General features: G+C 62.0%; 21 protein-coding genes, 1 tRNA gene and 1 pseudogene. 12 read left to right on the top strand and 11 right to left on the bottom strand.

Annotated features, from left to right (window positions below):
* The coding region (locus BLS55_RS10975) for an IS3 family transposase (RefSeq protein WP_143339559.1) at positions 1-927 on the top strand (927 nt) is incomplete at its 5' end.
* A 27-nt stretch (positions 928-954) separates the two neighbouring features.
* Here the strand turns inward: BLS55_RS10975 and BLS55_RS11960 are convergent.
* Positions 955-1,206: a helix-turn-helix domain-containing protein gene (locus BLS55_RS11960; protein ID WP_143339558.1), complete on the bottom strand. Its 252-nt coding sequence runs from the start codon at positions 1,204-1,206 to the stop codon at positions 955-957.
* Positions 1,207-1,296: 90 nt separating this feature from the next.
* Between BLS55_RS11960 and BLS55_RS12415 the strand changes: the two are divergent.
* The 3 genes and pseudogenes from BLS55_RS12415 to BLS55_RS11955 form a co-directional block, all read left to right on the top strand.
* Positions 1,297-1,455, top strand: a pseudogene (locus BLS55_RS12415) (helix-turn-helix domain-containing protein); the annotation flags it as partial.
* Positions 1,456-1,500: 45 nt separating this feature from the next.
* Positions 1,501-1,941, top strand: coding sequence for a S24 family peptidase (locus tag BLS55_RS10970; RefSeq protein WP_257243231.1), 441 nt, complete (start codon positions 1,501-1,503; stop codon positions 1,939-1,941).
* A gap of 174 nt (positions 1,942-2,115) precedes the next feature.
* Complete coding sequence (locus BLS55_RS11955; RefSeq protein ID WP_143339557.1) at positions 2,116-2,577, top strand: hypothetical protein; 462 nt, start codon at positions 2,116-2,118, stop codon at positions 2,575-2,577.
* Between the two features lie 514 nt (positions 2,578-3,091).
* Here BLS55_RS11955 and BLS55_RS10965 read toward each other — a convergent pair.
* Both BLS55_RS10965 and BLS55_RS10960 read right to left on the bottom strand, forming a co-directional pair.
* Positions 3,092-3,177 (bottom strand) — tRNA-Leu (locus BLS55_RS10965).
* A 263-nt stretch (positions 3,178-3,440) separates the two neighbouring features.
* Positions 3,441-3,869: a hypothetical protein gene (locus BLS55_RS10960; RefSeq protein WP_092155148.1), complete on the bottom strand. Its 429-nt coding sequence runs from the start codon at positions 3,867-3,869 to the stop codon at positions 3,441-3,443.
* A gap of 322 nt (positions 3,870-4,191) precedes the next feature.
* On the opposite strand from BLS55_RS10960, the gene BLS55_RS10955 reads away from it, so the two are divergent.
* Positions 4,192-4,662 carry a phosphatidylglycerophosphatase A family protein gene (locus tag BLS55_RS10955; protein WP_092155146.1) on the top strand — a complete coding sequence of 157 codons (471 nt, stop codon included), beginning with the start codon at positions 4,192-4,194 and terminating at the stop codon, positions 4,660-4,662.
* A 75-nt stretch (positions 4,663-4,737) separates the two neighbouring features.
* Here BLS55_RS10955 and infA read toward each other — a convergent pair whose 3' ends face one another.
* The 5 genes from infA to BLS55_RS10930 all read right to left on the bottom strand — a co-directional run bounded on the left by infA (position 4,738) and on the right by BLS55_RS10930 (position 8,253).
* Positions 4,738-4,956 (bottom strand): translation initiation factor IF-1, encoded by a 219-nt coding sequence (gene infA / locus BLS55_RS10950; RefSeq protein ID WP_092155144.1) that lies wholly within the window; start codon positions 4,954-4,956, stop codon positions 4,738-4,740.
* Between the two features lie 372 nt (positions 4,957-5,328).
* Positions 5,329-6,156 (bottom strand): prolipoprotein diacylglyceryl transferase, encoded by an 828-nt coding sequence (lgt, locus tag BLS55_RS10945; protein ID WP_180365461.1) that lies wholly within the window; start codon positions 6,154-6,156, stop codon positions 5,329-5,331.
* Positions 6,157-6,158: 2 nt separating this feature from the next.
* On the bottom strand, positions 6,159-6,647 hold the full coding sequence (gene moaC, locus BLS55_RS10940) for a cyclic pyranopterin monophosphate synthase MoaC (RefSeq protein ID WP_092155140.1): 489 nt from the start codon (positions 6,645-6,647) through the stop codon (positions 6,159-6,161).
* A gap of 103 nt (positions 6,648-6,750) precedes the next feature.
* Positions 6,751-7,905 carry a metal-dependent hydrolase gene (locus BLS55_RS10935; RefSeq protein WP_092155138.1) on the bottom strand — a complete coding sequence of 385 codons (1,155 nt, stop codon included), beginning with the start codon at positions 7,903-7,905 and terminating at the stop codon, positions 6,751-6,753.
* Between the two features lie 6 nt (positions 7,906-7,911).
* On the bottom strand, positions 7,912-8,253 hold the full coding sequence (locus BLS55_RS10930) for a chemotaxis protein (RefSeq protein WP_257243230.1): 342 nt from the start codon (positions 8,251-8,253) through the stop codon (positions 7,912-7,914).
* 120 nt (positions 8,254-8,373) lie between these two features.
* On the opposite strand from BLS55_RS10930, the gene BLS55_RS10925 reads away from it, so the two are divergent.
* The 6 genes from BLS55_RS10925 to leuB all read left to right on the top strand — a co-directional run bounded on the left by BLS55_RS10925 (position 8,374) and on the right by leuB (position 14,550).
* Complete coding sequence (locus tag BLS55_RS10925; protein WP_092155136.1) at positions 8,374-9,015, top strand: phosphatidylserine decarboxylase family protein; 642 nt, start codon at positions 8,374-8,376, stop codon at positions 9,013-9,015.
* Positions 9,016-9,094: 79 nt separating this feature from the next.
* Positions 9,095-9,856 carry a CDP-diacylglycerol--serine O-phosphatidyltransferase gene (gene pssA, locus BLS55_RS10920; RefSeq protein ID WP_092155134.1) on the top strand — a complete coding sequence of 254 codons (762 nt, stop codon included), beginning with the start codon at positions 9,095-9,097 and terminating at the stop codon, positions 9,854-9,856.
* 114 nt (positions 9,857-9,970) lie between these two features.
* A complete protein-coding gene (locus tag BLS55_RS10915; protein WP_092155132.1) occupies positions 9,971-11,518 on the top strand; it encodes a 2-isopropylmalate synthase in 1,548 nt (515 codons plus the stop codon).
* A gap of 132 nt (positions 11,519-11,650) precedes the next feature.
* Positions 11,651-12,913, top strand: a complete 1,263-nt coding sequence (locus BLS55_RS10910; protein ID WP_092155130.1) for a 3-isopropylmalate dehydratase large subunit — start codon at positions 11,651-11,653, stop codon at positions 12,911-12,913.
* Between the two features lie 42 nt (positions 12,914-12,955).
* On the top strand, positions 12,956-13,480 hold the full coding sequence (locus tag BLS55_RS10905) for a 3-isopropylmalate dehydratase small subunit (RefSeq protein ID WP_092155128.1): 525 nt from the start codon (positions 12,956-12,958) through the stop codon (positions 13,478-13,480).
* On the top strand, positions 13,477-14,550 hold the full coding sequence (leuB, locus tag BLS55_RS10900) for a 3-isopropylmalate dehydrogenase (protein WP_092155126.1): 1,074 nt from the start codon (positions 13,477-13,479) through the stop codon (positions 14,548-14,550). The genes BLS55_RS10905 and leuB overlap by 4 nt, the downstream gene beginning before the upstream one ends.
* A gap of 132 nt (positions 14,551-14,682) precedes the next feature.
* Here the strand turns inward: leuB and BLS55_RS10895 are convergent, their stop codons facing one another.
* The 3 genes from BLS55_RS10895 to BLS55_RS10885 form a co-directional block, all read right to left on the bottom strand.
* Positions 14,683-16,725, bottom strand: a complete 2,043-nt coding sequence (locus tag BLS55_RS10895; RefSeq protein WP_092155124.1) for a methyl-accepting chemotaxis protein — start codon at positions 16,723-16,725, stop codon at positions 14,683-14,685.
* A 410-nt stretch (positions 16,726-17,135) separates the two neighbouring features.
* A complete protein-coding gene (locus BLS55_RS10890) occupies positions 17,136-19,295 on the bottom strand; it encodes a RelA/SpoT family protein (protein ID WP_092155122.1) in 2,160 nt (719 codons plus the stop codon).
* Between the two features lie 107 nt (positions 19,296-19,402).
* Positions 19,403-21,082: a peptide-binding protein gene (locus tag BLS55_RS10885; RefSeq protein ID WP_092155120.1), complete on the bottom strand. Its 1,680-nt coding sequence runs from the start codon at positions 21,080-21,082 to the stop codon at positions 19,403-19,405.
* A gap of 117 nt (positions 21,083-21,199) precedes the next feature.
* Here BLS55_RS10885 and BLS55_RS10880 point away from each other — a divergent pair, with 117 nt between their 5' ends.
* The gene (locus BLS55_RS10880; protein WP_092155118.1) at positions 21,200-24,469 is read left to right on the top strand and encodes a DEAD/DEAH box helicase; all 3,270 of its coding nucleotides are present in this window, start codon (positions 21,200-21,202) and stop codon (positions 24,467-24,469) included.
* The last annotated feature ends 96 nt before the right edge of the window (positions 24,470-24,565 follow it).

Here is a 24,565-nt window from a genome sequence, read left to right as displayed (position 1 = left end):
TGTGGGCGAACAGGCTCTGGATATTGTCGTCCTGAAGGACGTGCTCTCAAAAAACTTCTGAAGCCCGCAGCCCAGAGGGAAGCCGTGCGCTATATCCAGGCGCAACACGGCCTCTCAGAGCGGCGGGCCTGCCGAGTGATCCAGTTGAACCGCTGTTCCGCCAGGCGGCCGCCACCCGAGGATAGTGATCTGCTTTTGCGTACCCGCTTGCGGGAGCTGGCGGAAGAGCGGCGGCGCTTCGGTTCTCCTCGCCTGCATGAATTGCTGCGGCGTGAGGGCCTGGTGCAGAACCATAAGCGGACAGAAAGAATCTACCAGGAGGAGGGGCTTTCTCTGCGGACACGGAAACGAGCGAAGCGCCCAAGTCATACCCGTGTCGAGCAGGTGTGCCCTACAAGTCCGGATGAGCTGTGGGCGATGGATTTTGTAAGCGATGCCCTTATGGATGGACGTCGCATCCGGATTTTGACGATTGCGGATCTGTGGGATCGGTCAAGCCCGGCGCTGGAAGTAGACATGTCACTGCCAGGCCTGCGTGTTGTGCGAGTGCTGGAAAGGTTACGCCTCCGAGGGAGAAAGCCGCAACGTATAAAAGTTGACAGCGGCCCGGAATTTAGTGGCAAGGCACTGGATGCCTGGGCAGTTGCGCATGGCGTTGCGATAGAGTTTACTCGCCCGGGGAAACCCACGGACAATGGGCATATTGAAAGTTTTAACGGGAAATTCCGTGATGCATGTTTGAATCAACATGTGTTTTTATCCGTACATGACGCCCGTCAAGCAGTTGAAGCCTGGAGGCAGGATTACAACCAGCGGCGGCCGCACAGTTCGCTGGGCTGGCTGACGCCAGAAGAATTTTGCCGGCAGAACAGAACCCATAACCCAACAGGAACCGCTAACTTACAAGTGGGATACGCAATGGGGTAAGGTCATTCGGCCACGCTGCGGCTATCGCTACTGCGCTGCTGCCTGAGCCTGTGCAGATGCGGGTGACGTGGCAGGGGTGGCTGGGATAGGCGGGGCGCCGTAGACGAACGGCCAAAGGCGGAGCGCAGTGGAAAGGTTCATATCCCTGCCATTTTCTGCGGTCAGAAACTTGGAAAGCGTGCCCTGACGGATTCCTGCCAGGCGTGCGAGTTCGCTTTGGGATAACCCCTTTTCACGGATAGCGCGCTGCAGGTCTGTGCGGAAAGTTTCTATGTTCATGCCTCAATGATATTCCTATGGGAAAATATTTTCAAACACAATTCCTATAAGAATTTGACACTGGTATTCCGTTTGGAATAGGTGATAAAAATGGAATTTTCTGAAAGGTTTTATTCATATCTCAGAGCCAGGAAGGATGAACGCGGTTGGCAAGCTCGCTTCGCCAAACAGGCGGGGATTACTCAAAATTCTTTGAGCAAAATTATAAGCAGGGAAACCAAAAACCCTTCCATGGAAACAATCTCAAAAATTGTCCAGGCCGCAGGGCCAGAGGCGTTTTTTGAAGGGGCCGTCATGTCACGCACAGGCCCGCAAGCTCCCAAGGAGCTCGTGGAGGGCGACGCCCTGCCAGCAGTGCCGGTCTATGGCAATACTGGGGCCGGCGCAGCTACGGGGCTGTTCTCCGGCTCCCCGGAATCCTTCATTCGGGTTCTGCCGCAGTACAACTTCCCAGATGTGGCCGCCTTCCGCGTTGACGGCGACAGCATGGAGCCCACCATTCTCAAAGGGGCCTATGTGGGGGTTGTTCCCTTTGCCGGAGATATCGCCGAAGGCGGCATCTACCTTGTGCACATGCCGCCCTTCGGCCGGGTCATCAAACGCCTTCGCATGGGCGCTGACGGAGCCATTGTCCTGCACTCGGACAATAGCGCATACAGTCCCATCCCCCTGCCCTATGAGGGGTACGCCAATGTTGTGCTGGGCCGCGTCGTCTGGATTTGGCAGCTGTGCTGAGCAACGCCTACAAAAACTAAGCAGTAAGAGATGGGGAACGAGCGAAGAAGTTAAGAAATGGGCAAAGACATGTATACGCTCAAACATCTTCTTTATTGTCCGCACAGTAATGATTATTGGTTGGAGCAGAAAGAGAGAAGAAAGAGAAATTGCCTTGAAAAATGGAGGGACACCATGTGGATCTTGTCTGTCAAAAAAATGATTTTTACGTTTTGCTTTTTGTTGATATGCAATCAATCTTATGCAGCTAATTCCATCCAGCTTCCCAGCATTGTAAATGGGCATTACTATGCATTTTTAATTTTTGATAACAAAATTGACCATCCTGTTGTATTTTCAAACTTCTATACCACACCAGATATTGACGGCGCTAACGAGGCCATCAGTATGCAGTTTTCTTTGTCAAAAAATACATACATAACGATTTCAGATCCGGCATATGATGCATTCGAATTTGAACTTAAATCTGCAAGGACAGGGAAAAAGGCTAGATTTAAAGTCACAATGAAAGAAAATAGATATTATTTCATCTTAGTTTCTGAAAAAAAATCTGGAGTGCCTGCCGCTACATTACTTTCACAACAACAAGGAATGTCAATGTTAAAAGGCAGAAGAATGGCTGACAAGGCACAATGACGACTATATATTTTTATAGCGATGGCGCTGCAATTATGCTGAGGGCCGCACGGAAGCAGCCAAGATTAACGCCAAAGCAATAACAATAGTTCAAAGCCATCTGGCATATGCAGTGGAATCTTCTTCGTGCCTCATTGGGGAAAATTCATCTTTTCTCCCGCCCCTCACACCGAGGGGCTTTTTGTGCCCGCTGAATCCGGGTAATTACATCAACAGGCTCTCTACGATCTCTTTTTTAATTTTCAATTCTTCGTCCGAGAGTTGCCGTTTCTTGTCCGCTGAGGCTGCCCCTAATGACCTTAGGCTTGGCGGAGCGGATTTTTAAATCGGATAGGGGCATAAAGCGGGGCACCTCCCTCTACAGATTTTGCTTAGAGAGATTATGCCCCAGAATTTGCCCCCCCAAAAAGGGCATCTTACGACGCTATATGCCACATGGTGAGAAGGATAAAGGCAAAAAAGTAAGGCTTCACAAGGGTTTTGACGCCTCATGAAGCCTTATGGAATATGTCTATGGTACCCGGAGCGGGATTTGAACCCGCACGCCCTTTCGGGCTAGGGATTTTAAGTCCCTTGTGTCTACCGTTCCACCATCCGGGCACAGGCGTTGTCCGCTGCGCAGCGGGCGGACACAGCGGGCGTAATGTTCTCCAGGGGGCCTCCGCGCAGGCTGACGGCAGAGCGACTGTGCATCGCCCCGCCGCAGCGTGCCTTCTGCGGCTGCGCATGTTCAGGCCGGGATGCCGGGCCTGAATCCGCCCCCCGGCACGCGCGGGAACGGGGTTTGCTCCCAAAAACAGGACTCGTAAAAATCGGGTCCGCTCCCGCCGCAAGGGGGAACAGGCTCGGCCTTTTCCTTGGGCCTACTCCAAAGGCCGGGGCGGGCTCTGCGCCGCCGCCGCACAACCCACGCGCCAGATTTTCAGCCCGGTGGGCGGGCATTCCGGCAAGTCCCGCGCTTCCTCCTGCCACTGGCCCGGTTCCAGCCAGTACAGATGTAAGGCGGAAAAATCCTTGTGCAGGCACAGCAGCCGGCCGCGCACCCCCTGGGGCAGCAAGGCCGCCGTCTCCAGCGCGATTTTGCGGTACACATAGGGCTTGTGCTCCGCAAAGGCGCATTGGAACATAAGCGCATCGCCCAAAGGCGTAAAATCCAGATGCGCGGCCCCGGCCCGTTGCAGCAGCGCTTCCAGGCGGCCGGTAAGCTGCTCTTCGGCGTCCAGCAGGGCCTCATAGCTCAGGCTCTCGTCATAGCTGAAGCGGCCAAACAGTTCGCTGCGGTTTTTGTCCATGCTCTTGCCTATACGGCAACGCGCTGGTTTGTCAATACAATCGCCGCACGCCACAGTCCTGCCCGGCAACAAAAACGCCGCCACGGGCTTCCTGTCGCGCGAACGGGCCATGCCGACGCGCCCCGCTCCCCTCCGCAGCGGATCGCAAGCCTCGCGGTCAGCAGCAGGCGCAAGCCTCATAGCAAATCTGCGTGCCCACTGCCCGGCACGGCCCACCGTCGGGCCCGCCCACGGGCCGGGTGCGGGGCGAACCGCCGATTGCGGTCCGGAGCAGGCAGTGCTATATTATGCTTCATCCCTCCACCCTCAATCAGGAAATGCCATGCGCTTCTGGGATGCTGCCGTATTATCCTTCTGCCGTCTGGGCGTGGCCGGGCTTGACCCCAAGGCCCCTGGCACCTGGGGCACGGCCATGGCCTGCCTGCTGGCGCCTTATGTTTTCCTGCCGCTGGGCCCTGGCTGGCGCGCGCTTCTGCTGCTGGCGCTCTTTTTTCTGGGCGGGCTGGCCGCCACCAGAGCAGAAAAAATCCTGGAATGCCGCGACCCCGGCGAAGTGGTCATTGACGAGCTGGTAGGCGTGTGGCTGGTGCTGCTGCCTTTTCCCCGACCGGGCTTCGGGCTGGTGCTGGCGGCCTTCGCCTTTTTCCGCCTGTTTGACATTCTCAAGCCCTGGCCCGTGCGGGCTTCGGAAAACTGGCTGCCCGCCGGGTTCGGCATAATGATTGACGATGTGCTGGCGGGCCTGTGGGCTCTGGCGTGCGTGGCCCTGCTGCGCTGGCTGGGCCTGGTGTGAGGGAAGGCCCGAACGGGCATTCCGGGAAAGACTGGCGCTGCGGCTCGCCGGCCCCCTGAGGCGGGGACGGGCGCGCTACTTCATGCGATAGGTGATGCGGCCGCGGGTGAGATCGTAGGGCGAAAGCTCCACCTTCACGCGGTCGCCGGGCAGGATGCGGATGTAAAATTTGCGCATTTTGCCGGAAATGTGGGCCAGCACCTCGTAGCCGTTTTCCAGCTCCACGCGAAACATGGCGTTGGGCAGAGCTTCCTGCACCACGCCGTCCACTTCAATAGACCCTTCCTTAGCCATATGGCCTCCTTGATATAAACGGATAAACGCCCGTCAGTTTCCCAGAAAAGTTGCGGGCTGTCAACCGGCGGACGTGACCGTCCCTTCACCGCAGAGCGGACGCGCCCTTGCCCCGCGTTGCGGCAAGGCGGCGATTTTCCGCCGGGCGTTGCCCCTTGCTCCACAGCAGCGCCGCCGTTATCAATCGGCGGCAAGCCGCAAGAAGGAAGGGGGAAAATAGCGGGACGCTCAGCCGGGCATCTCGTTTTTGGAACGCGCTTGCGCAAGAGCAGGCAGGGCGCTCACCGCGACCTTTGCCCCGCGCAGCGGTGCGGCGCTTGCGCCTTGCGGCGGTCTGCGCAGTTGCCACAGCGCATTGCCCTGCGCCACGCGCTAACGCCGCTTCTTGCCGCCCTTTTTCCCGGACGCGGGGCGCGGGGGCGGCGTCGGCCGCACGGGTTCTGCCTTGCGGCAGAGCAGCCACAGGCCGGCCAGGAACAACGGCAGGCAAAGCACCTGCCCCATGGTCAGCCAGCCGAAAGCCAGATAGCCCAGCTGCACATCCGGCACGCGCACAAATTCCACACCGAAGCGGAATATGGCGTAGCCCAGGGCAAACAGCCCGGAGACCGCCCCTTCCTTACGCGGCCTGGCGGAAAAAATCCAGAGCGCCACGCCCAGCACCAGGCCCTCCAGCACAGCCTCATACAGCTGCGAGGGATGCCGGGGCAAGGGGCCCGCACCGGGAAAGACCATAGCCCAGGGCACGTCGCTGACCTTGCCCCAGAGCTCGCCGTTGATGAAGTTGCCCAGCCGGCCGAAAAAGAGCCCCTGCGGGATGAGCGGTGCAATAAAGTCCGAAACTTCCAGGAAGCTGCGCCCGCGCGAGCGCGCATAGTACCAGAAGGCCCCCAGTACGCCCAGCAGCCCGCCGTGGAAGGACATACCCCCGTTCCAGATGCGCAGGATTTCCAGCGGATCGCTAAGGTACACAGGCAGATCGTAAAACAGCACATAGCCCAGACGGCCGCCCAGGATAATGCCCACCATAACGCAGGTCAGCAGGTCGTCCACATCGGCTGCGGTCCAGCCGGAACCGGGCCTGGTGGCCCGATAGCGGCCCAGAATCCAGCCCAGGGCAAACCCCGCCAGATACATAAGGCCGTACCAACGCACCTGCAGGTGGCCCAGGGTCAGGGCCACAGGATCCACTACCGGCATGCTCACGGCAGCTCCGGCGCGTCGTAGCGGCCGCTCCGGCCGCCGCTTTTGTGCAGCAGGCGCACCCGGCTGATGACGATATCGCGCTGCACGGCCTTGCACATGTCATAAATGACGGCGGCCGCCGTCTGCGCCGCCACCAGGGCCTCCATTTCTACGCCGGTGGGGCCCACAGTGCGGGTTTCCGTCTCAATGCGCACCCGCGGCGGCTCGTCCGTGACCTCAAAGCGCACATCCGCATAGGTGAGGTTGAGCGGATGACAAAGCGGGATAAGCTCGCCCACGCGCTTGGCGGCCATAATGCCGCCCACCTTGGCGCAGGTGAGCACGTCGCCCTTGGGCAAGGCCGCCTGGCGCAGCAGCTGCATGGTGGCCGGGGCCAGCTCCACCACGGCTTCAGCCACGGCCACGCGCTCGGTGGGGGGTTTGGACCCCACGTCCACCATGCTCAGGTTGCCCTGGCTGTCCAGGTGCGAAAAGGATGCGTCCATAGCGGGCCTCCATGCTGCAGAATCCAGCGCGGCCAAACAGACGCGCCATGGGGCGGCATACCCCATGTGGGGCCGCCGCGCAAGACAAAGGAACCCCCCGCGCTCAATACAGGCCCACCAGCCAGGATTGCCAGGGCACGGGCCCTGGCGGCCGGGGCGCGCGCCACAAAGAATCCTGCCGGCTGTCGGAAAACCGCAGCCGCTCCCGCAGCAGGCGTGGCGCAACGCACATGCCCGCGTCCACGGCCGGGGCCGCAGGCCGGGCGCAGTCCATTTCGGCAAAATATTTGAAGGGAATATCCGCATGCGGCCGCAGATTCAAAAGTTTGCGCACCACGGCCAGATTGCTGCCGAACCGCAGGTCGTACACCATGATATAGAGGGGCGCCGGGCCGCCCGCGGCCCTGTCCGCCGCCACTGCCGACAGCGGCAGCTCAGCCGGGGGCACGGGCCGCGTTACGGGCAGCAGGGCAAAGTCAAAAAAGGCCCTGGCCGCCACGGATTGCCGGGCCAGAGCGTCCAGCAGGCGCGGCGACGCCGCCGGGCTGACGCTTTCTTCCGCCCGGAAGCGCCCCAGCGCGTCCAGGCCCTGCAAATGCACCAGCATGCCGTGCGGGGTTTCCTCTTCATACAGCACGCGCCAGAAAAAAGGGGCAAAGGCGTCGGGCAGCACCGTGACCTGCCGCACGTCCCTGCCCTGGGCGGCCAGGCGCGCTTCCACCTGGGCCGTGTGCCAGGCGTTGAGCGAAAGCCCGGCCAAGGGATAGACGAACAGCCAGACCAAGGCCAGGAGCATGCGCCACCAGCGGTCGCGCCAGCGCCAAAACGCCAGCAGCAACGGCAGGGTGAGGAACAGATCAATGATGAACACGGCATTGAGCCGTACCCGCAAATGCGAAAACGGCACAAAAATCATGGTGCCGTAGGTGGTGATGCAGTCCAGCCAGATATGCAGCAGCACCATGCAGGTCATGAACAGCCAGACAAAGGCCGGCCGCCAGTGGCCCGGCGTCTCCGCCCGCCAGAGTGAGCGGGCCGGAAGCGTCAGCAACAGCCCCAGCACGGGCGCAAAAAACAGGGAGTGGGTCAGGCCCCGGTGCAGCAGCAGAAACTGCAAAGGGCTGTGGGCCAGGAGCACGTCCACATCCGGCGCGGCGGCGGCCAGAGCGGCCAGGGGCACGGCCCAGCGGGCGGCGGGGCGGTGGGGCATGGCCAGCATGGCCACGGCGCCGCTGGCGGCGTGGGTGATGGGATCCATATTTTTTTATTGCCTGAACGGGCTGCTTTGTCTGGGCACAGCCCGGTAGGCCGGGTCCGCGGGGCCGGGGGCCGCGTCCAGCCCCTCCGTGCGGCGGAACTGCCGCGCGCGCCAGTCCTGCGTCTGGGCCATGACGTCCGGACGATTCTGCCAATAGAGCATACGCTGCGTGTTGCTGGAACCGTACACGGGGTAGCGCAGCTGATCCTCCACGCTCACCCCTTGCGGTTCGCCCGCAGCTTCCGTCGAGGTGCCCGTGCCGACGTCTTTAGGGCCGCAGGCCCAGAGCAGGCCGGGAAGGGCCAGGCAGACGGCCAGAACGCGCAGACGGCAAAAGGACATGTTCATAATTCATAGTATAGCTCCGGGCGGCGCGCCCGGCAAGGGGCGGCTTGCCAAAGCGCCCCGGAAAAGACTAGGCTGGCTTCGTGCAATTTTTTCCGCACGCCCTTTTTTGAGGAGGACTCCATGCGCCCAGCCCGTTGCGGCATCACCCCTGAAGGTTGGCCCTGCATCGGCCTCACCGCCCTGGCGGCCCTGGTTTTCGCCTGCCTGGAGTGGTGGCCCCTGGCCGTGATTTTTCTGGCCCTGTGCTGGTTCAGCCTCCACTTCTTCCGCGATCCGGAACGGGTCGTGCCCACCGGCCCGGATCTGGCCGTGAGCCCGGCCGACGGCAGGATCATCCGCGTGGAAACCAGGCCGGATCCCTTCAGCGGGGAGCCGCGCCAGTGCGTAAGCATTTTCATGAACGTCTTCAACGTCCATGTAAACCGTGCCCCTGTCGCCTGCACGGTGCAGAGCATCCGCTACATGCCCGGCAAATTCCTTAACGCTTCCTTTGACAAGGCCTCCACGGACAACGAACGCTGCGCCTACAGCCTGCGCGACGCCAACGGCGACCTCTGGAGCATGGTGCAGATCGCCGGGCTGGTGGCCCGCCGCATCGTCTGCCGGGTGGAGGAAGGCGACGCCCTCTCCCGCGGCGAACGCTACGGCATGATCCGCTTCGGCTCGCGAGTTGACCTTTACCTGCCCGAAGGCTATGTTGCGGCTGCGCGCGTGGGCGAAACCGTGCTGGCCGGACAGAGCGTGCTGGCCCGCCCCCGCTGAGCGCGCCTTTGCGACGCCCGCCCCGCCGGGCTGACGCCGCCTTGCCCGAAAAAGCCGATTTACCCTGATGGATGCCCGCATGGCCGTGGAACGCAGAAAACCGCGCAAAGGAGTTTACCTCCTGCCCAACATGATCACCACACTGAGCATGTTTCTGGGCTTTCTGTCCATGGTCTGGGCTGGGCAGGGCCGGTTTGAGTCGGCCTGCTTCGCCATATTGCTCTCCGCCGTCATGGACGGTCTGGACGGCAAGGTGGCCCGGCTTACCAACACGGCCAGCGAATTCGGCGTGCAGTACGATTCCCTCTCCGACCTGGTTGCTTTTGGTCTGGCCCCGGCCATGCTGCTCTGGCACTGGCAACTCTCGGCTCTGGGCCGGGTGGGCGTGGCCGCCGCCTTTATTTATGCCGCCTGCGGGGCCCTGCGCCTGGCGCGCTTCAACATCAGCACCGCCGCGGTGGGCAAGCGCTTCTTTATCGGTCTGCCCATCCCGGCCGCCGGCTGCACCCTGGTGACCTTCGTCTTTTTCGCCGCTCTGTTCCCAGGGGCCCTGCGCCCCGCCCTGCCCTACCTGGCCCTGGCGCTGAGCGTCTTCACAGGCGTACTGATGGTCAGCAGGACGCGCTATTTCTCCTTCAAGGAATACGATTTCCTGCGCCTGCACCCCATTCGCGCCATGCTGGGCTTTTTGCTGGTGCTGGGCACAGTGATTTCCGCCCCGCGGATCATGGGCTTCACCCTCAGCGCCGCTTATATTGCCGGGGGCCTGGTTTATACCATGGTCATTCTTCCCCGCCGCAACCGCCAGCTACTACGCGCCCTATCGCCCCAGAGCGATTGAGGTTGCGTAACGGTTCGCCGCCCCAAAAGGGCGGAACGCTCCCTGGTCAGCCGCCCTTTACGACGGCCGTTATGCACGATATACCTACCCCTTGTGCAACCAGAGGAGAAAGCCATGAACAACCGCGTATATTTTTTCGACACCACCTTGCGCGACGGGGAGCAATCCCCCGGCGCCACCATGAACCTGCAGGAAAAATTGCGCCTGGCCCACCAGTTGGAAGTCCTGGGCGTGGACGTAATGGAAGCGGGGTTTCCGGCCTCCAGCCCCGGCGACTTTGCCTCCGTGCAACGCATCGCCGCCCAGGCCGGGGACATTCAGGTGGCGGGCCTGGCCCGCTGCGTGGCCAATGACATTGACCGCTGCTGGGAAGCCGTGAAGGTGGCCCGCCATCCGCGCATCCATGTCTTTTTGTCCACCTCGCCCCTGCACATGCGCTACAAGCTGCGCAAAGACCCTGAAGACGTGCTGCGCATGGCCGTGGAAGGCGTCAAACGCTGCGCCGCCCTCACGGACAATGTGGAATTTTCCTGCGAGGACTTTTCCCGCTCCGAGGGCGAGTTTGTCTGCCGGGTGGTGGAGGCCGTCATCAACGCCGGGGCCACCACCATCAATCTGCCCGATACCGTGGGCTACGCCGAACCGGACGAATACGCCGCCCTGCTCGACTATGTGATCAAAAATACGCCCAACAGCGATAAAGCCATCTTCAGCGTGCACTGCCACAACGACCTGGGCCTGGCCGTGGCCAACACCCTGGCCGCTTTTAAGGTGGGCGTGCGCCAGGCGGAGGTAACCCTCTGCGGCATCGGCGAGCGCGCGGGCAACGCCTCGCTGGAAGAAGTGGTCATGAACTTGCATGTGCGGCACGACCACTTCGGCCTTACCCACAAAATCGTCACCGAGCAGATCTACCCCTCCTGCAGGCTGCTCTCCATGACCATCGGCCAGCCCATCCCCAACAACAAAGCCATTGTGGGGGCCAACGCCTTTGCGCACGAATCGGGCATCCACCAGGACGGCATGCTCAAAAACCGCGAAACGTATGAGATCATGACCCCGCAGTCCGTGGGCCGCACTGAAAGCAGCCTGGTCATCGGCAAGCATTCGGGCCGCAACGCCGTGCGCAGCAAGTTTGAGAGCATGGGCTACACCCTGGACGACGCCCAGCTCAACGTTGTTTTTGAAGCGGTGAAAAAACTGGCCGACCGCAAAAAAACCCTCCTCGACGACGACCTCATGGCCCTGGTGCAGGAAGAAATCTACCGCATGCCGGACCGCTTCCGCCTGCGCCATGTGAGCGTGCAGAGCTCCGACGCGGGCGGCGTGCCGCCCACGGCCGCAGTGCTCATGGATGTGGACGGCCTGGAGCGCAGCAGCGCGGGCTTCGGCGTGGGCCCCGTGGACGCGCTGTTTAACGTCATCGCCGATCTGGTGGGCCGCCAGCCGGATCTGGAGCAATACGCCATCAACGCCGTTACGGGCGGCACCGACGCCCAGGGCGAAGTGACCGTGCGCCTGCGCGACGGCGACATCAGCGCCGTGGGCCGCGGCACGCATCCGGATATTTTTGTGGCCAGCGCCAGGGCGTATGTGAACGCCCTGAACCACCTCTTCAAAAAGGAACAGGAAGGACCGCGTCTGCACTGTCAGCACGACTGATCACGGCATACGCCGATACGTTGCGGGGTCGGGGCGGCACGGGTCCGCCCCGCCGCGGCATGCCGCCACGGGCCGCGCGCCCTGGCATTTCCCCTGGTTGTAAGATTCTCACAGGTTGAAAGGAGTACCCCTATGCCTCAAACGCTTGCACAAAAAATTCTGCAAGCCCACACCGACGCAGCAGTGGAACAGGACGGCCAGATCGTCCAGTGCCGCGTCTCCGCGGTGCTGGCCAACGACATCACCGGCCCCCTGGCCATCAAATCCTTCCGCGGCATGGGCGCGGATCGGGTCTTCAACAGGGACCGGGTCATTCTGGTTATGGACCACTTCACCCCGCAGAAGGACATTGATTCCGCCAATCAGGTGCTGGTGAGCCGCAAATTCGCTCACGAGCAGAACCTGACCCACTACTACGAAGGCGGCGACTGCGGCGTGGAGCATACCCTGCTGCCCGAACAGGGGCTGGTGGGCCCCGGCGACCTGGTGGTCGGCGCGGACAGCCACACCTGCACCTACGGCGGCATCGGGGCCTTCGCCACGGGCATGGGCTCCACGGACATTGCCGCGGCCATGGCCTTGGGCGAAACCTGGCTCAAGGTGCCGCCCACCATCCGCGTCAACATTATGGGCTCTATGCCCAAGTGGCTGCGCAGCAAGGATCTTATGCTCATGCTCATCGGGGCCATCGGCGTGGACGGCGCGCTGTACAAGGCCCTGGAATTTGCCGGGCCGGTGGTGGACAACCTTTCGGTGGAAGCCCGCCTGTGCATGGCCAATATGGCTATTGAAGCCGGGGCCAAGGTCGGGCTTTTTGCCGTGGACGTAAAAACCCGCGCCTACTGCGCGGAGCACAAACGCCCCGGCGTCACTGACGACCTGGCCGCCGACCCCGGCGCGCTGTACGAACGCGAAGTGGAAATCAACGTCACGGGCAAGGAACCGGTGGTGGCCTGTCCGCACCTGCCCTCCAACGTGCGGCCAGTTTCAGAGGTGCGGCGCACGCCCATCCAGCAGGTGATCATCGGCTCCTGCACCAACGGCCGCATCAGCGACATGCGCGACGCCGCCGCCGTGCTGCACGGGCGCAAGGTGGACAAAAACGTGCGCTGCATTGTGCTGCCTTCCACCCCCACTGTGTGGCGGCAGTGTCTCAAAGAGGGCCTTATCGAGACCTTCATGGACGCCGGCTGCATTGTGGGCCCCAGCACCTGCGGGCCGTGCCTGGGCGGGCATATGGGCATCCTTGGCGACGGCGAACGCGCCGTGTCCACCACCAACCGCAACTTCAAGGGCCGCATGGGCAGTCTCAACGCCGAAGTCTACCTGGCCAGCCCCGTGGTGGCCGCGGCCTCAGCCGTGGTCGGGCACGTGGCCGGCCCGGACCAACTGTAACGGCCCGACCGTGACCGCTCCAACGCTGATAAGGGTTTGAACATGCAATACAAAGGCACGGCCCACAAAGTGGGCGAACATATCGATACGGACGCCATCATCCCGGCGCGCTTCCTGGTCACCACCGACGCCAAAAAACTGGGCGAAAACTGCATGGCCGGGCTGGAACCGGACTGGGTCAAGCGCGTTGCCCCCGGCGACATCCTGGTGGCCGGGCGCAACTTCGGCTGCGGCTCCTCGCGGGAGCACGCCCCCATCGCCATCCTGGGCGCGGGCATTCCTGTGGTGGTGGGGCACAGCTTTGCCCGCATCTTCTACCGCAACGCTTTCAACATGGGCCTTCTGCTGCTGGAAGTGGGCGACGAAGTGAACAAAATTAACGACGGCGACAGCCTGGAAATCGACGCCGCCACGGGCCGCATCCGCGATCTGACCAACGGCGCGGAGATCGTCTGCCCGCCTCTGCCCAAATCCATGGCCAACATCCTGGCCAAGGGCGGCCTGGTGGGCTACGTAAAGGAACGCCTGGTCAAACAAGCCCAAAACAGTAACGGGGAACACGCATGAACAAGACCATCTGCCTGTTGCCGGGCGACGGCATCGGCCCGGAGATCCTGGCCCAGGGCGTCAGGGTGCTGGAAGCCGTGGCCCAGAAATACAACCACCAGTTCCGCTTTGTGACAGCCCAGATCGGCGGCGCCGCCATTGACGCCACAGGCGAGCCCTTGCCCGAAGCCACAGTCCGCGCCTGCAAAGAGGCTGACGCCGTGTTCCTGGCCGCCGTGGGCGGCCCCAAGTGGGACGGACTTGCGCCGGAAAAACGGCCGGAAAAAGGCCTGCTGGGCATCCGCAAGGCCCTGGGCCTGTTCGCCAACCTGCGCCCGGCCCTGCTGCTGCCCGAGCTGGCCGGGGCCTGCCTGCTCCGCCCCGACATCGCCGCCAAAGGCCTGGACCTGGTGGTGGTGCGCGAGCTTACCGGCGACGTCTACTTCGGCGAACCGCGCGGCATAGAAACGCGCGACGGCCTGCGCACGGGCTTCAACACCATGGTCTATACTGAGGAAGAAATCCGCCGCATTGCCTGGGTGGGCTTTGAAACGGCCCGCAAGCGCCGCCACAAGGTCTGCTCCGTGGAAAAAAGCAACGTGCTGGAAACCTCCCGCCTGTGGCGGGAAGTGGTCATGGAAGTGCACCGCGACTACGCCGACGTGGAGCTGAGCCACCTGTACGTGGATAACGCCGCCATGCAGCTGGTGCGTGATCCCTCCCAGTTCGACGTCATCCTCACCGGCAACATCTTCGGCGACATCCTTTCGGACGAAGCCTCTGTCATTACCGGCTCTCTGGGCATGCTGCCCTCGGCTTCGCTGGGGGCCTCCGGCCCCGGACTGTTTGAACCCATCCACGGCTCCGCCCCGGACATCGCCGGACAGGACAAGGCCAACCCCCTGGCCACCATCCTTTCCGTCGCCATGCTTCTGCGCCTGGGCTTCAGCCTCAACGACGAGGCCGATGCCGTGGAAGCGGCCGTGCGCGCCACCCTGGCCCAGGGCTTCCGCACCGGCGACATCATGGAACCGGGCAAAACCTGCCTGGGCTGCGCCGCTATGGGCGCGAAGGTTGTGGAAAACCTGTAGGTTATACGCACATCTTGTTTTTGTGGGAAAGGGGCGCTTTTTTCAAAAAGCGCCCCTTTCCCACCCCTCACCCCGCAAACATTTTTCCCCTTCTCAGAACGGCACGCCAGGGCATTTCAACGTTGAAATGCCCTACCCCCGCTTCATCTGTTCGATGAGGTCGCGCAGCACCTGGGCCTGGCGGGCCATGTCCGAGACAGAGCCGGCGGCGTGGCGCATGGCCTCGGCGGTTTCGGCGGAGACGCGGTTCACGTCCTCTATGGAGTGGTTGATTTCCTCGCTGGCGGCGGACTGTTCTTCGGCCGCGGTGGCAATGGACTGCACCTGCTGGGCCGTGGCGTCCACCAGGGAGACAATCTCGTGCAGAGCTGCGCCGGACTTTCCGGCCAGATCTGTGGTACTGACCACCACTTCCACCACCTGCTCCACATTGTCCACGTTTTTGCGCGTGCCGGACTGGATTTCGTGGATGGCGTCGCCCACCTGCTTGGTGGCGGTCATGGTTTTTTCGGCCAGTTTGCGCACCTCATCGGCCACCACGGCAAAGCCGCGCCCGGCTTCGCCCGCGCGGGCGGCTTCAATGGCCGCGTTGAGGGCCAAGAGGTTGGTCTGGTCCGCAATGTCGGAGATAACGCCCAGGATCTGGCCGATGCTTTCGGCCTGCTGGCCCAGCACGGTCATTTCGTCCTTAAGGCCCAGGGCCTGTTCGCGCAGGTGGCCGATGCCGTCCACCACCTGGGCCACCACGCCCGCGCCGTCCGCAGCCTTGGTTTTGGCTGTCTTGGCCGAATCCGCGGCTTCGGCGGCGTTGCGGGCCACTTCCATGACTGTGGCGTTCATTTCTTCCATGGCCGTGGCGGTTTCGCTGGCCCGGGCGCTCTGGCGCTCGGCCCCGCGGCTGGACTGCTCCACCTGGGCGGAGAGCTGCTCAGAGGCGGTGCTCACCGTGGTCACCACGCCTTCCAGCTGGTCCGCGGCCTGAAGCATGCCCTCGGCCTTGGCCCGTTCGGCCGCGGCGCGGGCGGTTTCGGCCTCGGCTGTGGCCTGGGCGGCGCGTTCCGATTCCTCCTGCGCCTTGCGGGTATTTTCGTCGGCCTCGGCAATTTTGGCTTTGAGGTTAGCCACCATGGTGCGCAGGGCGTCAGCCAGTTTGCCTATTTCATTCTTCAGACGCAGGTCCAGGCTGGCGTTGAGGTCACCGCCGGCCACCACGCCGGCGTAGGCTTCCAGCTGGTGCAGGGGACGGATGACCACCTTTTCCAGCGCCCACAAAGAGATGCACACTAACAGCACAATGGCGCCCGCCCCCAGGCCCAGCATGACATTGCGCTGCTGCCGGGCCGGAGCCTGGATTTCATCCATATCCATGGTCAGGCCCACTCTCCAGCCCCAGTGGGGCACAGTGGCCCAGGACAGCATATTGGCCTCGCCCTTGCGCACATAGGGCACGCCCTGGCCGGAAGGCGCGGCCAGCATTTCACGCACGCCAGGCTTGTCGCTGCGGTCCTGCAGGGCCAGGCTGCTGTCCGGGTGGGCCACAAAGATCCCCTTGGGGGAAACGATGTACGGATAGCCCGTCTGGCCTATTTTGACGCTTTTGATATAATTTTTTTCCAATTCGTCAATGGCGTAGGACATACCGATGCCGCCCAGCACCTTACCGGCCTTGTCCAGCACCGGCGCGGTCACGCTGACGATAATCTTGCCGGTAACAAAACTCTTGGTAGGGGTGGTGCTGAAGCCGGGCTTGCCGTCCAGAGCCGCACGCACGTATTCGCGGTGCGCCAGGTTGCTGTGTTTTTCCACCAGTTTGCCTTGAGTGGTGACGACCTGCTGTTGCCCGGTGGCGTCAAAAACATACAGGGTGTTGATGCTGGCAGAGGATTGGGACATGGCGGCGATAAAACCGCCCACGCCTTCGCCGCCTTCGCCGGTTTCCAGGTAATGGCGCACCTGGGGGGTTTTGGCCGCGCCATTGACCAGGGTGGACAACTGCTCGCCGAAATCCCCCATGGATTTGGCGATGGTTTCCACCACCAGCCCCATCTCATGCGTGCGGGCGTCCACATTGGCTTCGTAGGACAATTTGGCCACCACGCCGATGAGGGAGGATTGGACAAACAATACAACAACGCTGATCGCCAACAACAATGCCATTCTGATACTATGAGACATCTTTAACTCCGTATAAGGCCACATGGAATATCCAACATCAGTGGCGCAGGCCACGATCTGCGCCCCTGAAAAATGGATTTTACACTAAAATTGCCTGCCGTAAGACATAACAGCAGGCCGCTGCAGCCCCGTCACCCTCCGCATGACGTCTGCCGCATACGCGCAAGCCCCCATTGCCGATATCAGGTAAGTGTTCCTCCTTATTATCGGACATATCTTATCCATCTTTATGACATTTCTTGTAATAAAACATATTTTTTCTGGTGGTGTCCAGCTTGGGCTCTTTTTCGCAACCCACGGCAGCGCATCCAGGCAAAAAAACAGCCCCGCCGCGCCGCAACGACCATTGGGGCGCGTTGCAGCGTGCGGGGCATTCTGCCCGAAATGCGCGAAGCCCTTTGGGAGGCGCGTCAGGCGTCTTCGGCGTCGCGCACCACTTCCAGGATGGCGGGCAGGGCGCGGATGGCTTCAATAAGCTGATAGAGCTGGGTGGCGTCGCGCACTTCAACGGTAAAGCGCAGCTTGGCCCGGCCGTCCACCTGGTTATCCATGTTCAGGCCAGTGATGTTCACGTTGTTTTTGGCCATGGTCTGGGCCACGGTGGCCAGCACGCCCTGCTCGTTCTTGGCAATAATAAAGATGCCGGCCTCGTAAGGCTTTTCTTCCATGCCGTCCCAGTGGACGGAAATGAGGCGTTCCGGCTCCATATTGGCCACATTGGGGCAATCCGCCCGGTGCACGCTGATGCCCAGGCCCCGGCTGATGTAGCCGATGATGGGGTCGCCGGGCACGGGATTGCAGCATTTGGCAAAGCGCATGAGCACGCCGTCCACGCCGGAAATGCCCACGCCTTCGGTTTTGCGGGCGGCGGCCTCCTTGCTTTCCTTGACTGAAGGCGGCGCGGGCTCGGCCGCTGCAGGCTCTTCGGGGTGGATAACGGCGTAGAGGCGGTTGAGCACCTTGCGCGGCGTCAGGTGGGCGTAGCCCACGGCGGCCACTAGGTCGTCCACGCTGTCGAAATTCATCTCCTGCGCCACCAGGGCGAGCTGGCCTTCCTTGGCGGCCTTGCCCACGTTAAGGCTGACCTTGCGCCCTTCCTTTTCCAGGAGTTCGCGGCCCAGAGTCACGGCGTGGCTGCGTTCCTCAGTGCGCAGGTAGCGCTGGATGCGGCTGCGGGCCCGGGCTGTTTTGACAATCTTGAGCCAATCCCGGTTGGGATTGCGCGAAGGATCGGTGACGATTTCCACCACGTCGCCGTTTTTGAGCTCCGTGCCCAGGGGCATGAGCCGCCCGTTGATCTTGGCCCCGGTGCAGTGCTGGCCCACATTGCTGTGGATCATGAAGGCAAAATCCAGGGGAGTGGCCCCTTCGGGCAGCTCCTTCACGTCGCCGGCCGGGGTGTAGACGTAAACCTCGTCCTTGAAGAGGTCCATCTTGAGGGAGTGCATGAACTCGCGGGAGTCGCTCTCCTCGCGCTGGCGCTCAAAAATCTCGCGCAGCCAGGCGAACTGCTCCAAATCCTTGCTGTTGACGCGGCCTTTCTCTTTGTACAGCCAGTGGGCGGCCACGCCGTGCTCGGCCTGGCGGTGCATCTCCTCCGTACGGATCTGGATTTCGATGCGCTCGCCGTCCGGCCCGATGACCGTGGTGTGCAGGCTCTGGTAGCCGTTGGCCTTGGGCATGGAAATATAGTCTTTGAAACGCCCGTGCACGGGCCGCCACTGGGAATGCACCAGCCCCAGCACGGCGTAGCAATCTCTGATGTCCTTGACCAGCACGCGGAAGGCCATGATGTCGTGCATTTCGTCCAGGGTCAGGGACTGGGACTGCATTTTTTTGTAGATGCTGTACTTGTGCTTGATGCGCCCGTAGACCTGCCCTTCAATGGCGTTGGTCGCCAGCAGATCCTTGATCAGGGCCACGACCTTTTCAATGATCTGTTTTTCCACCACCTGGTGGTTGTCCAGCCAGTGGTCGATCTGATTGTAAATGTCCGGCCGCAGGTATTTGAAGCTCAGATCCTCCAGGTCGCGCTTCATGATATAGAGGCCCAGCCGGTTGGCCAGCGGGGCGTAGATATCCATGGTTTCCTGAGCGATGCGCTTCTGCTTGTAGGCTTTCTGAAAATCCAGCGTGCGCATGTTGTGCAGGCGGTCGGCCAGCTTGACCATGAGCACGCGCATGTCGTGGCTCATGGCCAGGATCATCTTGCGGATGTTTTCCGCCTGGGCTTCTTCCTTATTTTCAAAGGTAATTTTGCTGATTTTGGTAACGCCGTCCACAATGTCGGCCACTTCTTCGCCAAAGTTCTCCTCTATTTCCTCAATGGTGGCCTTGGTGTCCTCTACCGTGTCGTGCAGCAGCCCGGCGGCCACGGTGGGCTCGTCAAAGCCCATCTGGGCCAGGGTATCGGCCACGGCCAGGGGGTGGGAGAGGTACGGCTCGCCCGAAAGGCGGGTTTGCCCCGCATGGGCTGTGGCGGCAAAAACGTAGGCCTTCTGAATGAGCTCCAGATCGGCATTGTGGTTGTTGGCCGCCACCTTGTCGAGAATTTCCTGAATACGGATCATGCGTGCGCCCCGCTGCGGACAAAAATGCCGCGCAAAGGCGGCCTTGTGTAAACTATGTTCCGACTGGCGCGGCCTTGTCAATGCGCCAAGGCCGCGCGCGGGCGTTCTCAGGGCTCCAGGGCGCTGCGCTGCAGCTCCTTGGGCACCCACCATTGTTCAAAATTATACATAATGCCGGCCAAGGCCGGTTCTATGCCCTGAAAGCGGCGCTGCACCACAGGCAGGGCGTAGGGCACAAAAAGGAAGCAATAGGGCTGCTCCCGGTCCAGAATCTCCTGGATGCGCCAGTAAAGCCGGGCGCGCCGGCCCTGATCCGGCAGTGAGCGCGCCTCTTCCAGCAGTTTGTCCACCTCCGGATTGCGGTAGTGGGTGAAGTTGAGCCCCCCCTCCACCGCCTGGGAAGAATGCCAGACCTGATAGATGTCCGGATCCTGCGGGATGGTCCAGCCCAGAAGCACGGCGTCGAAGCGGCCCTTGTTGACAAATTCGCGGATAAAGGCGGCCCACTCCACCGTGCGGATATGCACCTCCACGCCCACGGCCCGCAGCTGCGACTGGATGACCGTGGCCGTAAGGATGCGCTGCTCGTTGCCCTGGTTGGTGAGGATGGTGAAGGCCAGCGGCTTGCCGTCCCGCTCCAGAATGCCGTCGTGGTTGCGGTCGGCAAAGCCGGCCTGAGCCAGCAGAGCGCGGGCCGCGGCCAGGTTCTGGCGCACGGGCTGGAGCGTGGGGTGGTTGGCCCAGGAGCCGGGTTTGAAAGGACCGAAAGCGGGGATGCCCTGGCCCAGCAGCACGCCCTTGACCAGGGCGTCCCTGTCCAGCGCCAGGGAGATGGCCCGGCGCACCCGCACATCCTTAAAAAAAGGATGCTCCAGGTTAAAGCCCAGAAAGACGTACATGGAGGCCAGATAGCGGTACTTGCGGAATTCCCGCTCCCATACGGGGCCGGAGGTCTGCCGCAGGTACTGCAGGGGCGAGAGATCCATAACGTCCAGCCGTCCGGCCCGCGTTTCCATAAACATGGTGGCGGTATCGGGGATGATGCGGTAGACCACCTTGTTGATATGCGGCCGCCCCATAAAGTAGGTGGGCGAAGCCGTAAGCACCATGCGGCTGCCCGACTCCCACGACGTGAGCCGGTAAGGCCCAGCGCCTATGGGCTTGCGGGCGAAATCCGTACTGCGGATGTTCTGCCCCTCCAGAATGTGCTTGGGCAGGATGGGGTTCATCCAGGTGGCCACGGCCCGGGCAAAGAACTGGTCATACACCGCCTCAAAGGTATAGCGGTCGATAACGCGCAGCTCCTTGATGCGCAGGAAGTCCTCGGCATAGGGGCTGCCCGTGGCCGGGTCCGCGGCCAGCTTGCAGGTAAAGGCCACGTCTGCCGTGGTCAGCTCCTCCCCGTCCTCCCAGAGGATGCCCTTGCGCAGGGTAAAGCGCAGGCGCTTGCCGCCGTCCTCCAGGCTCCAGCTCTCTGCGGCCCAGGGCTCTGGCCGCAGGTTTTTATCGTAGCGCAGGGGCGCCACATAGAGCAGGTCCGCAATCTCGTGCGAGGCCGCGTCCGCCGTAAGGTAAGGGATGAGGTTGGAGGCCTCACCTATGGAGCCGAAAAGGATGCGCCCGCCGTCCACGGGCGCGCCAAAGGCGGCCGCAGCCTCGCCCTTGCCGCCCTGCCCCGTGGAGGAAGCCGCCGCCGGGCACAATGCCGCCGTGCAGAGCAGAACCAGCACAGCCGCCGCCAGCAGAACCCGCCGATTGATTGAGCGCTCAAAAAATATTTTTTCCATCTGCCAGACACTTCATATTGCTTTTGCCCCCCCACCTGTGCTATTTGTCGCAAACGTCATAACATCGCCCCGCAGTCGTCCGTACGGGCGCAGATTCAGGGGTTCTTTGAGGAACGCATGAGCCGATCAGAACAGAGCGTCGTTCGCGAAATGTGCCAGACCTTTCTGCACGACAGCGTGCCGGAGTACATCCGCGACGCAGCCTACTATATCCTCTCCGAGGGAGAGGTGCAAAAAATAAATATCCAGGAAGGCGAAACCTGGGACGTACAGGGCGTCATCCAGGGGGGCGACCTGCAGGTCTACACGCCGAGCCTGAGCTTCACCATCACCGACCGCAGCACGCGGCACCAGTGCAACTGCTCCGACGCCTTTACGGGCATCTGCCGTCATGTGGCGGCCCTGGCCCTGCGCCTGATGGAAGAGCTGCGCAAGGAACAGGGCGACCCGGAGGATACCCCGCCCCCCAGCACGGATTGGAAGCAGAGCTTCCGCAACTTTTTCTCCACTGATATGGAGCCGGAGCCCGGCCGCCACTATCTCATTTTTCGCTTTGAACCGGAACAGGGGCGGCTGCTGGTCTCCTTCTTCCGCGGGCGGCAGAACAAATCCGGCCTCTCCAGCGTGCACAACGAAATAACGCTGGAGCAGATCATCCAGAACCCCGAATGGTGCGAATTTTCGCCCCAATTGCCCCATGTGGCCCGACAGATCGGCCAGCACCTCGATTATTACGGCCATCGGGTGGAGATCCCCCAGGGGCTCACCTCCTGGTTTTTCTGGTCCGTGCGCAAAGAATACTACCTGCTGTGGAAAGATACGGACATGCCCTGCCGCATTGAGAGCACGCCCTTCTCCCTCAAGCTCAAGCCCATCCTGGACGACACGGGCTTCCACTTTGACGTGCTGCTCAAGCGGGAGGGCCGCCCCCCCCTGCCCATCCGGGCGGGACGCGCCACCGGCAACGAGCGCGGGGGCAGCCAGCCTGAAAGCACCGCCCCTGAAGACGCGCCCATCACCTTCCACGGACAGATGCCCCTTTGGGTCTGTTATCAGCACAATTTCTACCCGGTGCAGACGGGCCTCTACCCCTCCCTGGTGCGCAACCTCATCTATGAACGCCCCGTGGTGCCCCACGAAGAGATTTCGGAATTTCTGGACCGGGTCTGGACCCGCCTGCCCGCCTCGGAGCTCTACGAGCCGCAGCAGTTCCTCAAGCTCATGGAGCCGGTCTTCCAGCCCGCCACCTACAACCCCAAGCTCTTCCTGGACGAAGAAGGCAGCCTGCTGACCCTGGAAATCGACAACGTTTACGAAACCCGCCACGGCGAATTCACCCTCAACGGGCCCAACCCCGACTTCCAGACCGGCAGCTACGGCTACGGGGGGCAGACCTACCTGGTGCGCCGCCATCAGGAGGAGGAAGCGCAGCTCATGACCGAGCTTACGGGCATGGGCTTTCAGGCCCGCTCCAACAAGCTCTGGTTTCTGGAGCCGGAAGAGGCCATCGCCTTCCTGCTGGATTCCTACCCCAAACTGGTGGAAAACTACCGCGTCTACGGCGAAAAAGCCCTCTCCCGCTACAAGGTGCGCACGGCCATGTCCAACATCACGGCCCAGGTCACCAGCAACGAGAAGGAAAAGTGGTTCTCCCTGGACATTACTGTGGATTACGAGGGCCAGTCCCTGCCCCTGGAAAAAATCTGGAAGGCCTGGGCGCGCGGCAAACGCTATGTGCAGCTCAAGGACGGCTCCTACACCAGCCTGCCGGAAGCCTGGCTGGAAAAGCTGGCCCACAAGCTCACTGCCCTGGGCCTGGACCCCAGCAAACCGCCGCAGCAGAAGTTCAAACAGTTCGAGGCCCCGGTGCTGGACAGCCTGCTGGAAGACCTGCCCGGCGCGGCCACAGATTCCTTCTGGAACAACCTGCGCGAGAAGATCCGCTCTTTCCGCGAGGTGCGGCCCATTGCCCCGCCCAAGGGGCTCAACGCCAGCCTGCGCGCCTATCAGGCGCAGGGTCTCTCCTACCTCAACTTTCTGTCGGAATACGGCTTCGGCGGCATTCTGGCCGACGAAATGGGCCTGGGCAAAACCGTGCAGACCCTGGCCTTCATCCAGTATATGGTGGAACGCCGCTACGAGGGCCCCAACCTCATTGTGGTGCCAACCTCCGTCCTGCCCAACTGGGAGCGCGAGGCGCAAAAATTCGTGCCTGAGCTCAAGCGCCTGACCATCTACGGCACCAGGCGCGAAGGTATGTTCAAGCATATCGCGGGCTCGGACCTGATCATCACCACCTACGCCCTGCTGCGGCGCGACCTGGAGGAGATGGAAAAATACGAGTTCAACACCGTCATCCTGGACGAAGCCCAGAACATCAAAAACCCCAATACCATCACGGCCCGCGCCGTGCGCCGCATCAACGCCCGCATGCGCCTCTGCCTTTCGGGCACGCCCATTGAGAACAACCTCTTTGAGCTCTGGTCCCTGTTTGAGTTTCTTATGCCCGGCTTTCTCGGCTCGCAGCACGCCTTCCAGCGCGGCATCGTCAAGCCCATCAAGGATGGCGACGCCGAAACCCTGGACTATCTGCGCACCCGCGTGCGGCCTTTCATCCTGCGCCGTACCAAGGCCGAGGTGGCCAAAGATCTGCCGCCCAAGGTGGAAAGCGTCACCTGCTGCGCCCTGGAGGACGCCCAGGCCGAGCTGTATGCCGCCCTGGCCCGCAAGCTGCGCGCCCAGGTGCTGGCCGATGTGGACGAAAAAGGCCTGGCCAAAAGCCAGATGTCCATTCTGGACGCCCTGCTCAAGCTGCGCCAGATCTGCTGCCACCCGCGCCTGCTCAAGCTGGACCTGCCCGGCTTCTCCAACAACCTGCCTTCGGGCAAGTTCGACGCCTTCAAGGATATGATCATGGAGATCGTGGAGGGCGGGCACAAAGTGCTGGTCTTCTCGCAGTTTGTGCAGATGCTGCACATCATCCGGCAGTGGCTGGAGTTCTCTCAGGTGCCCTTCTGCTATCTGGACGGGGCCAGCAAGGACCGCTTCGACCAGGTGGACCGCTTCAACAACAGCCCGGATATTCCCATCTTCCTCATCTCGCTCAAGGCGGGCGGCACGGGCCTCAACCTCACCTCGGCAGACTACGTCATCCACTACGACCCCTGGTGGAACCCGGCGGTGGAAAGCCAGGCCACGGACCGCACCCACCGCATCGGCCAGACCCGGCAGGTCTTCTCTTACAAGCTCATCTGCCAGAACACGGTGGAGGAAAAAATCCTCAAGCTGCAGGAGGCCAAACGCGGCGTGGCCGAGGCCATCATCCCCGGCCAGGACGCCTGGAAATCCCTGACCCGCGAGGATCTGGAAATGCTCTTCGAGGTTTAGGGGCCTTCTCCCTGACCTTATGCGCCCGCAGCCGGGAACCACAGCCCCGGCTGCGGGCTTTTTGCAGCCCGTGAGGCCGCGTGTGCCCCAAGAGGG

It is taken from the genome of Desulfovibrio legallii, assembly GCF_900102485.1.
In the GTDB taxonomy this organism is placed as follows: Bacteria; Desulfobacterota; Desulfovibrionia; order Desulfovibrionales; family Desulfovibrionaceae; genus Desulfovibrio; species Desulfovibrio legallii_A.
Note: the sequence above shows the minus strand (reverse complement) of the source record. Positions and strands in the feature narration are given on the sequence as shown.

What these genes read in the sequence shown, in the direction of transcription:
- BLS55_RS11960 (WP_143339558.1), bottom strand. Translation starts at nt 1,206, where the DNA reads ATGAACATAGAAACTTTCCGCACAGACCTGCAGCGCGCTATCCGTGAA.
- BLS55_RS10970 (WP_257243231.1), top strand. Translation starts at nt 1,501, where the DNA reads ATGTCACGCACAGGCCCGCAAGCTCCCAAGGAGCTCGTGGAGGGCGAC.
- BLS55_RS11955 (WP_143339557.1), top strand. Translation starts at nt 2,116, where the DNA reads ATGTGGATCTTGTCTGTCAAAAAAATGATTTTTACGTTTTGCTTTTTG.
- BLS55_RS10960 (WP_092155148.1), bottom strand. Translation starts at nt 3,869, where the DNA reads ATGGACAAAAACCGCAGCGAACTGTTTGGCCGCTTCAGCTATGACGAG.
- BLS55_RS10955 (WP_092155146.1), top strand. Translation starts at nt 4,192, where the DNA reads ATGCGCTTCTGGGATGCTGCCGTATTATCCTTCTGCCGTCTGGGCGTG.
- infA (WP_092155144.1), bottom strand. Translation starts at nt 4,956, where the DNA reads ATGGCTAAGGAAGGGTCTATTGAAGTGGACGGCGTGGTGCAGGAAGCT.
- lgt (WP_180365461.1), bottom strand. Translation starts at nt 6,156, where the DNA reads ATGCCGGTAGTGGATCCTGTGGCCCTGACCCTGGGCCACCTGCAGGTG.
- moaC (WP_092155140.1), bottom strand. Translation starts at nt 6,647, where the DNA reads ATGGACGCATCCTTTTCGCACCTGGACAGCCAGGGCAACCTGAGCATG.
- BLS55_RS10935 (WP_092155138.1), bottom strand. Translation starts at nt 7,905, where the DNA reads ATGGATCCCATCACCCACGCCGCCAGCGGCGCCGTGGCCATGCTGGCC.
- BLS55_RS10930 (WP_257243230.1), bottom strand. Translation starts at nt 8,253, where the DNA reads ATGAACATGTCCTTTTGCCGTCTGCGCGTTCTGGCCGTCTGCCTGGCC.
- BLS55_RS10925 (WP_092155136.1), top strand. Translation starts at nt 8,374, where the DNA reads ATGCGCCCAGCCCGTTGCGGCATCACCCCTGAAGGTTGGCCCTGCATC.
- pssA (WP_092155134.1), top strand. Translation starts at nt 9,095, where the DNA reads ATGGCCGTGGAACGCAGAAAACCGCGCAAAGGAGTTTACCTCCTGCCC.
- BLS55_RS10915 (WP_092155132.1), top strand. Translation starts at nt 9,971, where the DNA reads ATGAACAACCGCGTATATTTTTTCGACACCACCTTGCGCGACGGGGAG.
- BLS55_RS10910 (WP_092155130.1), top strand. Translation starts at nt 11,651, where the DNA reads ATGCCTCAAACGCTTGCACAAAAAATTCTGCAAGCCCACACCGACGCA.
- BLS55_RS10905 (WP_092155128.1), top strand. Translation starts at nt 12,956, where the DNA reads ATGCAATACAAAGGCACGGCCCACAAAGTGGGCGAACATATCGATACG.
- leuB (WP_092155126.1), top strand. Translation starts at nt 13,477, where the DNA reads ATGAACAAGACCATCTGCCTGTTGCCGGGCGACGGCATCGGCCCGGAG.
- BLS55_RS10895 (WP_092155124.1), bottom strand. Translation starts at nt 16,725, where the DNA reads ATGTCTCATAGTATCAGAATGGCATTGTTGTTGGCGATCAGCGTTGTT.
- BLS55_RS10890 (WP_092155122.1), bottom strand. Translation starts at nt 19,295, where the DNA reads ATGATCCGTATTCAGGAAATTCTCGACAAGGTGGCGGCCAACAACCAC.
- BLS55_RS10885 (WP_092155120.1), bottom strand. Translation starts at nt 21,082, where the DNA reads ATGGAAAAAATATTTTTTGAGCGCTCAATCAATCGGCGGGTTCTGCTG.
- BLS55_RS10880 (WP_092155118.1), top strand. Translation starts at nt 21,200, where the DNA reads ATGAGCCGATCAGAACAGAGCGTCGTTCGCGAAATGTGCCAGACCTTT.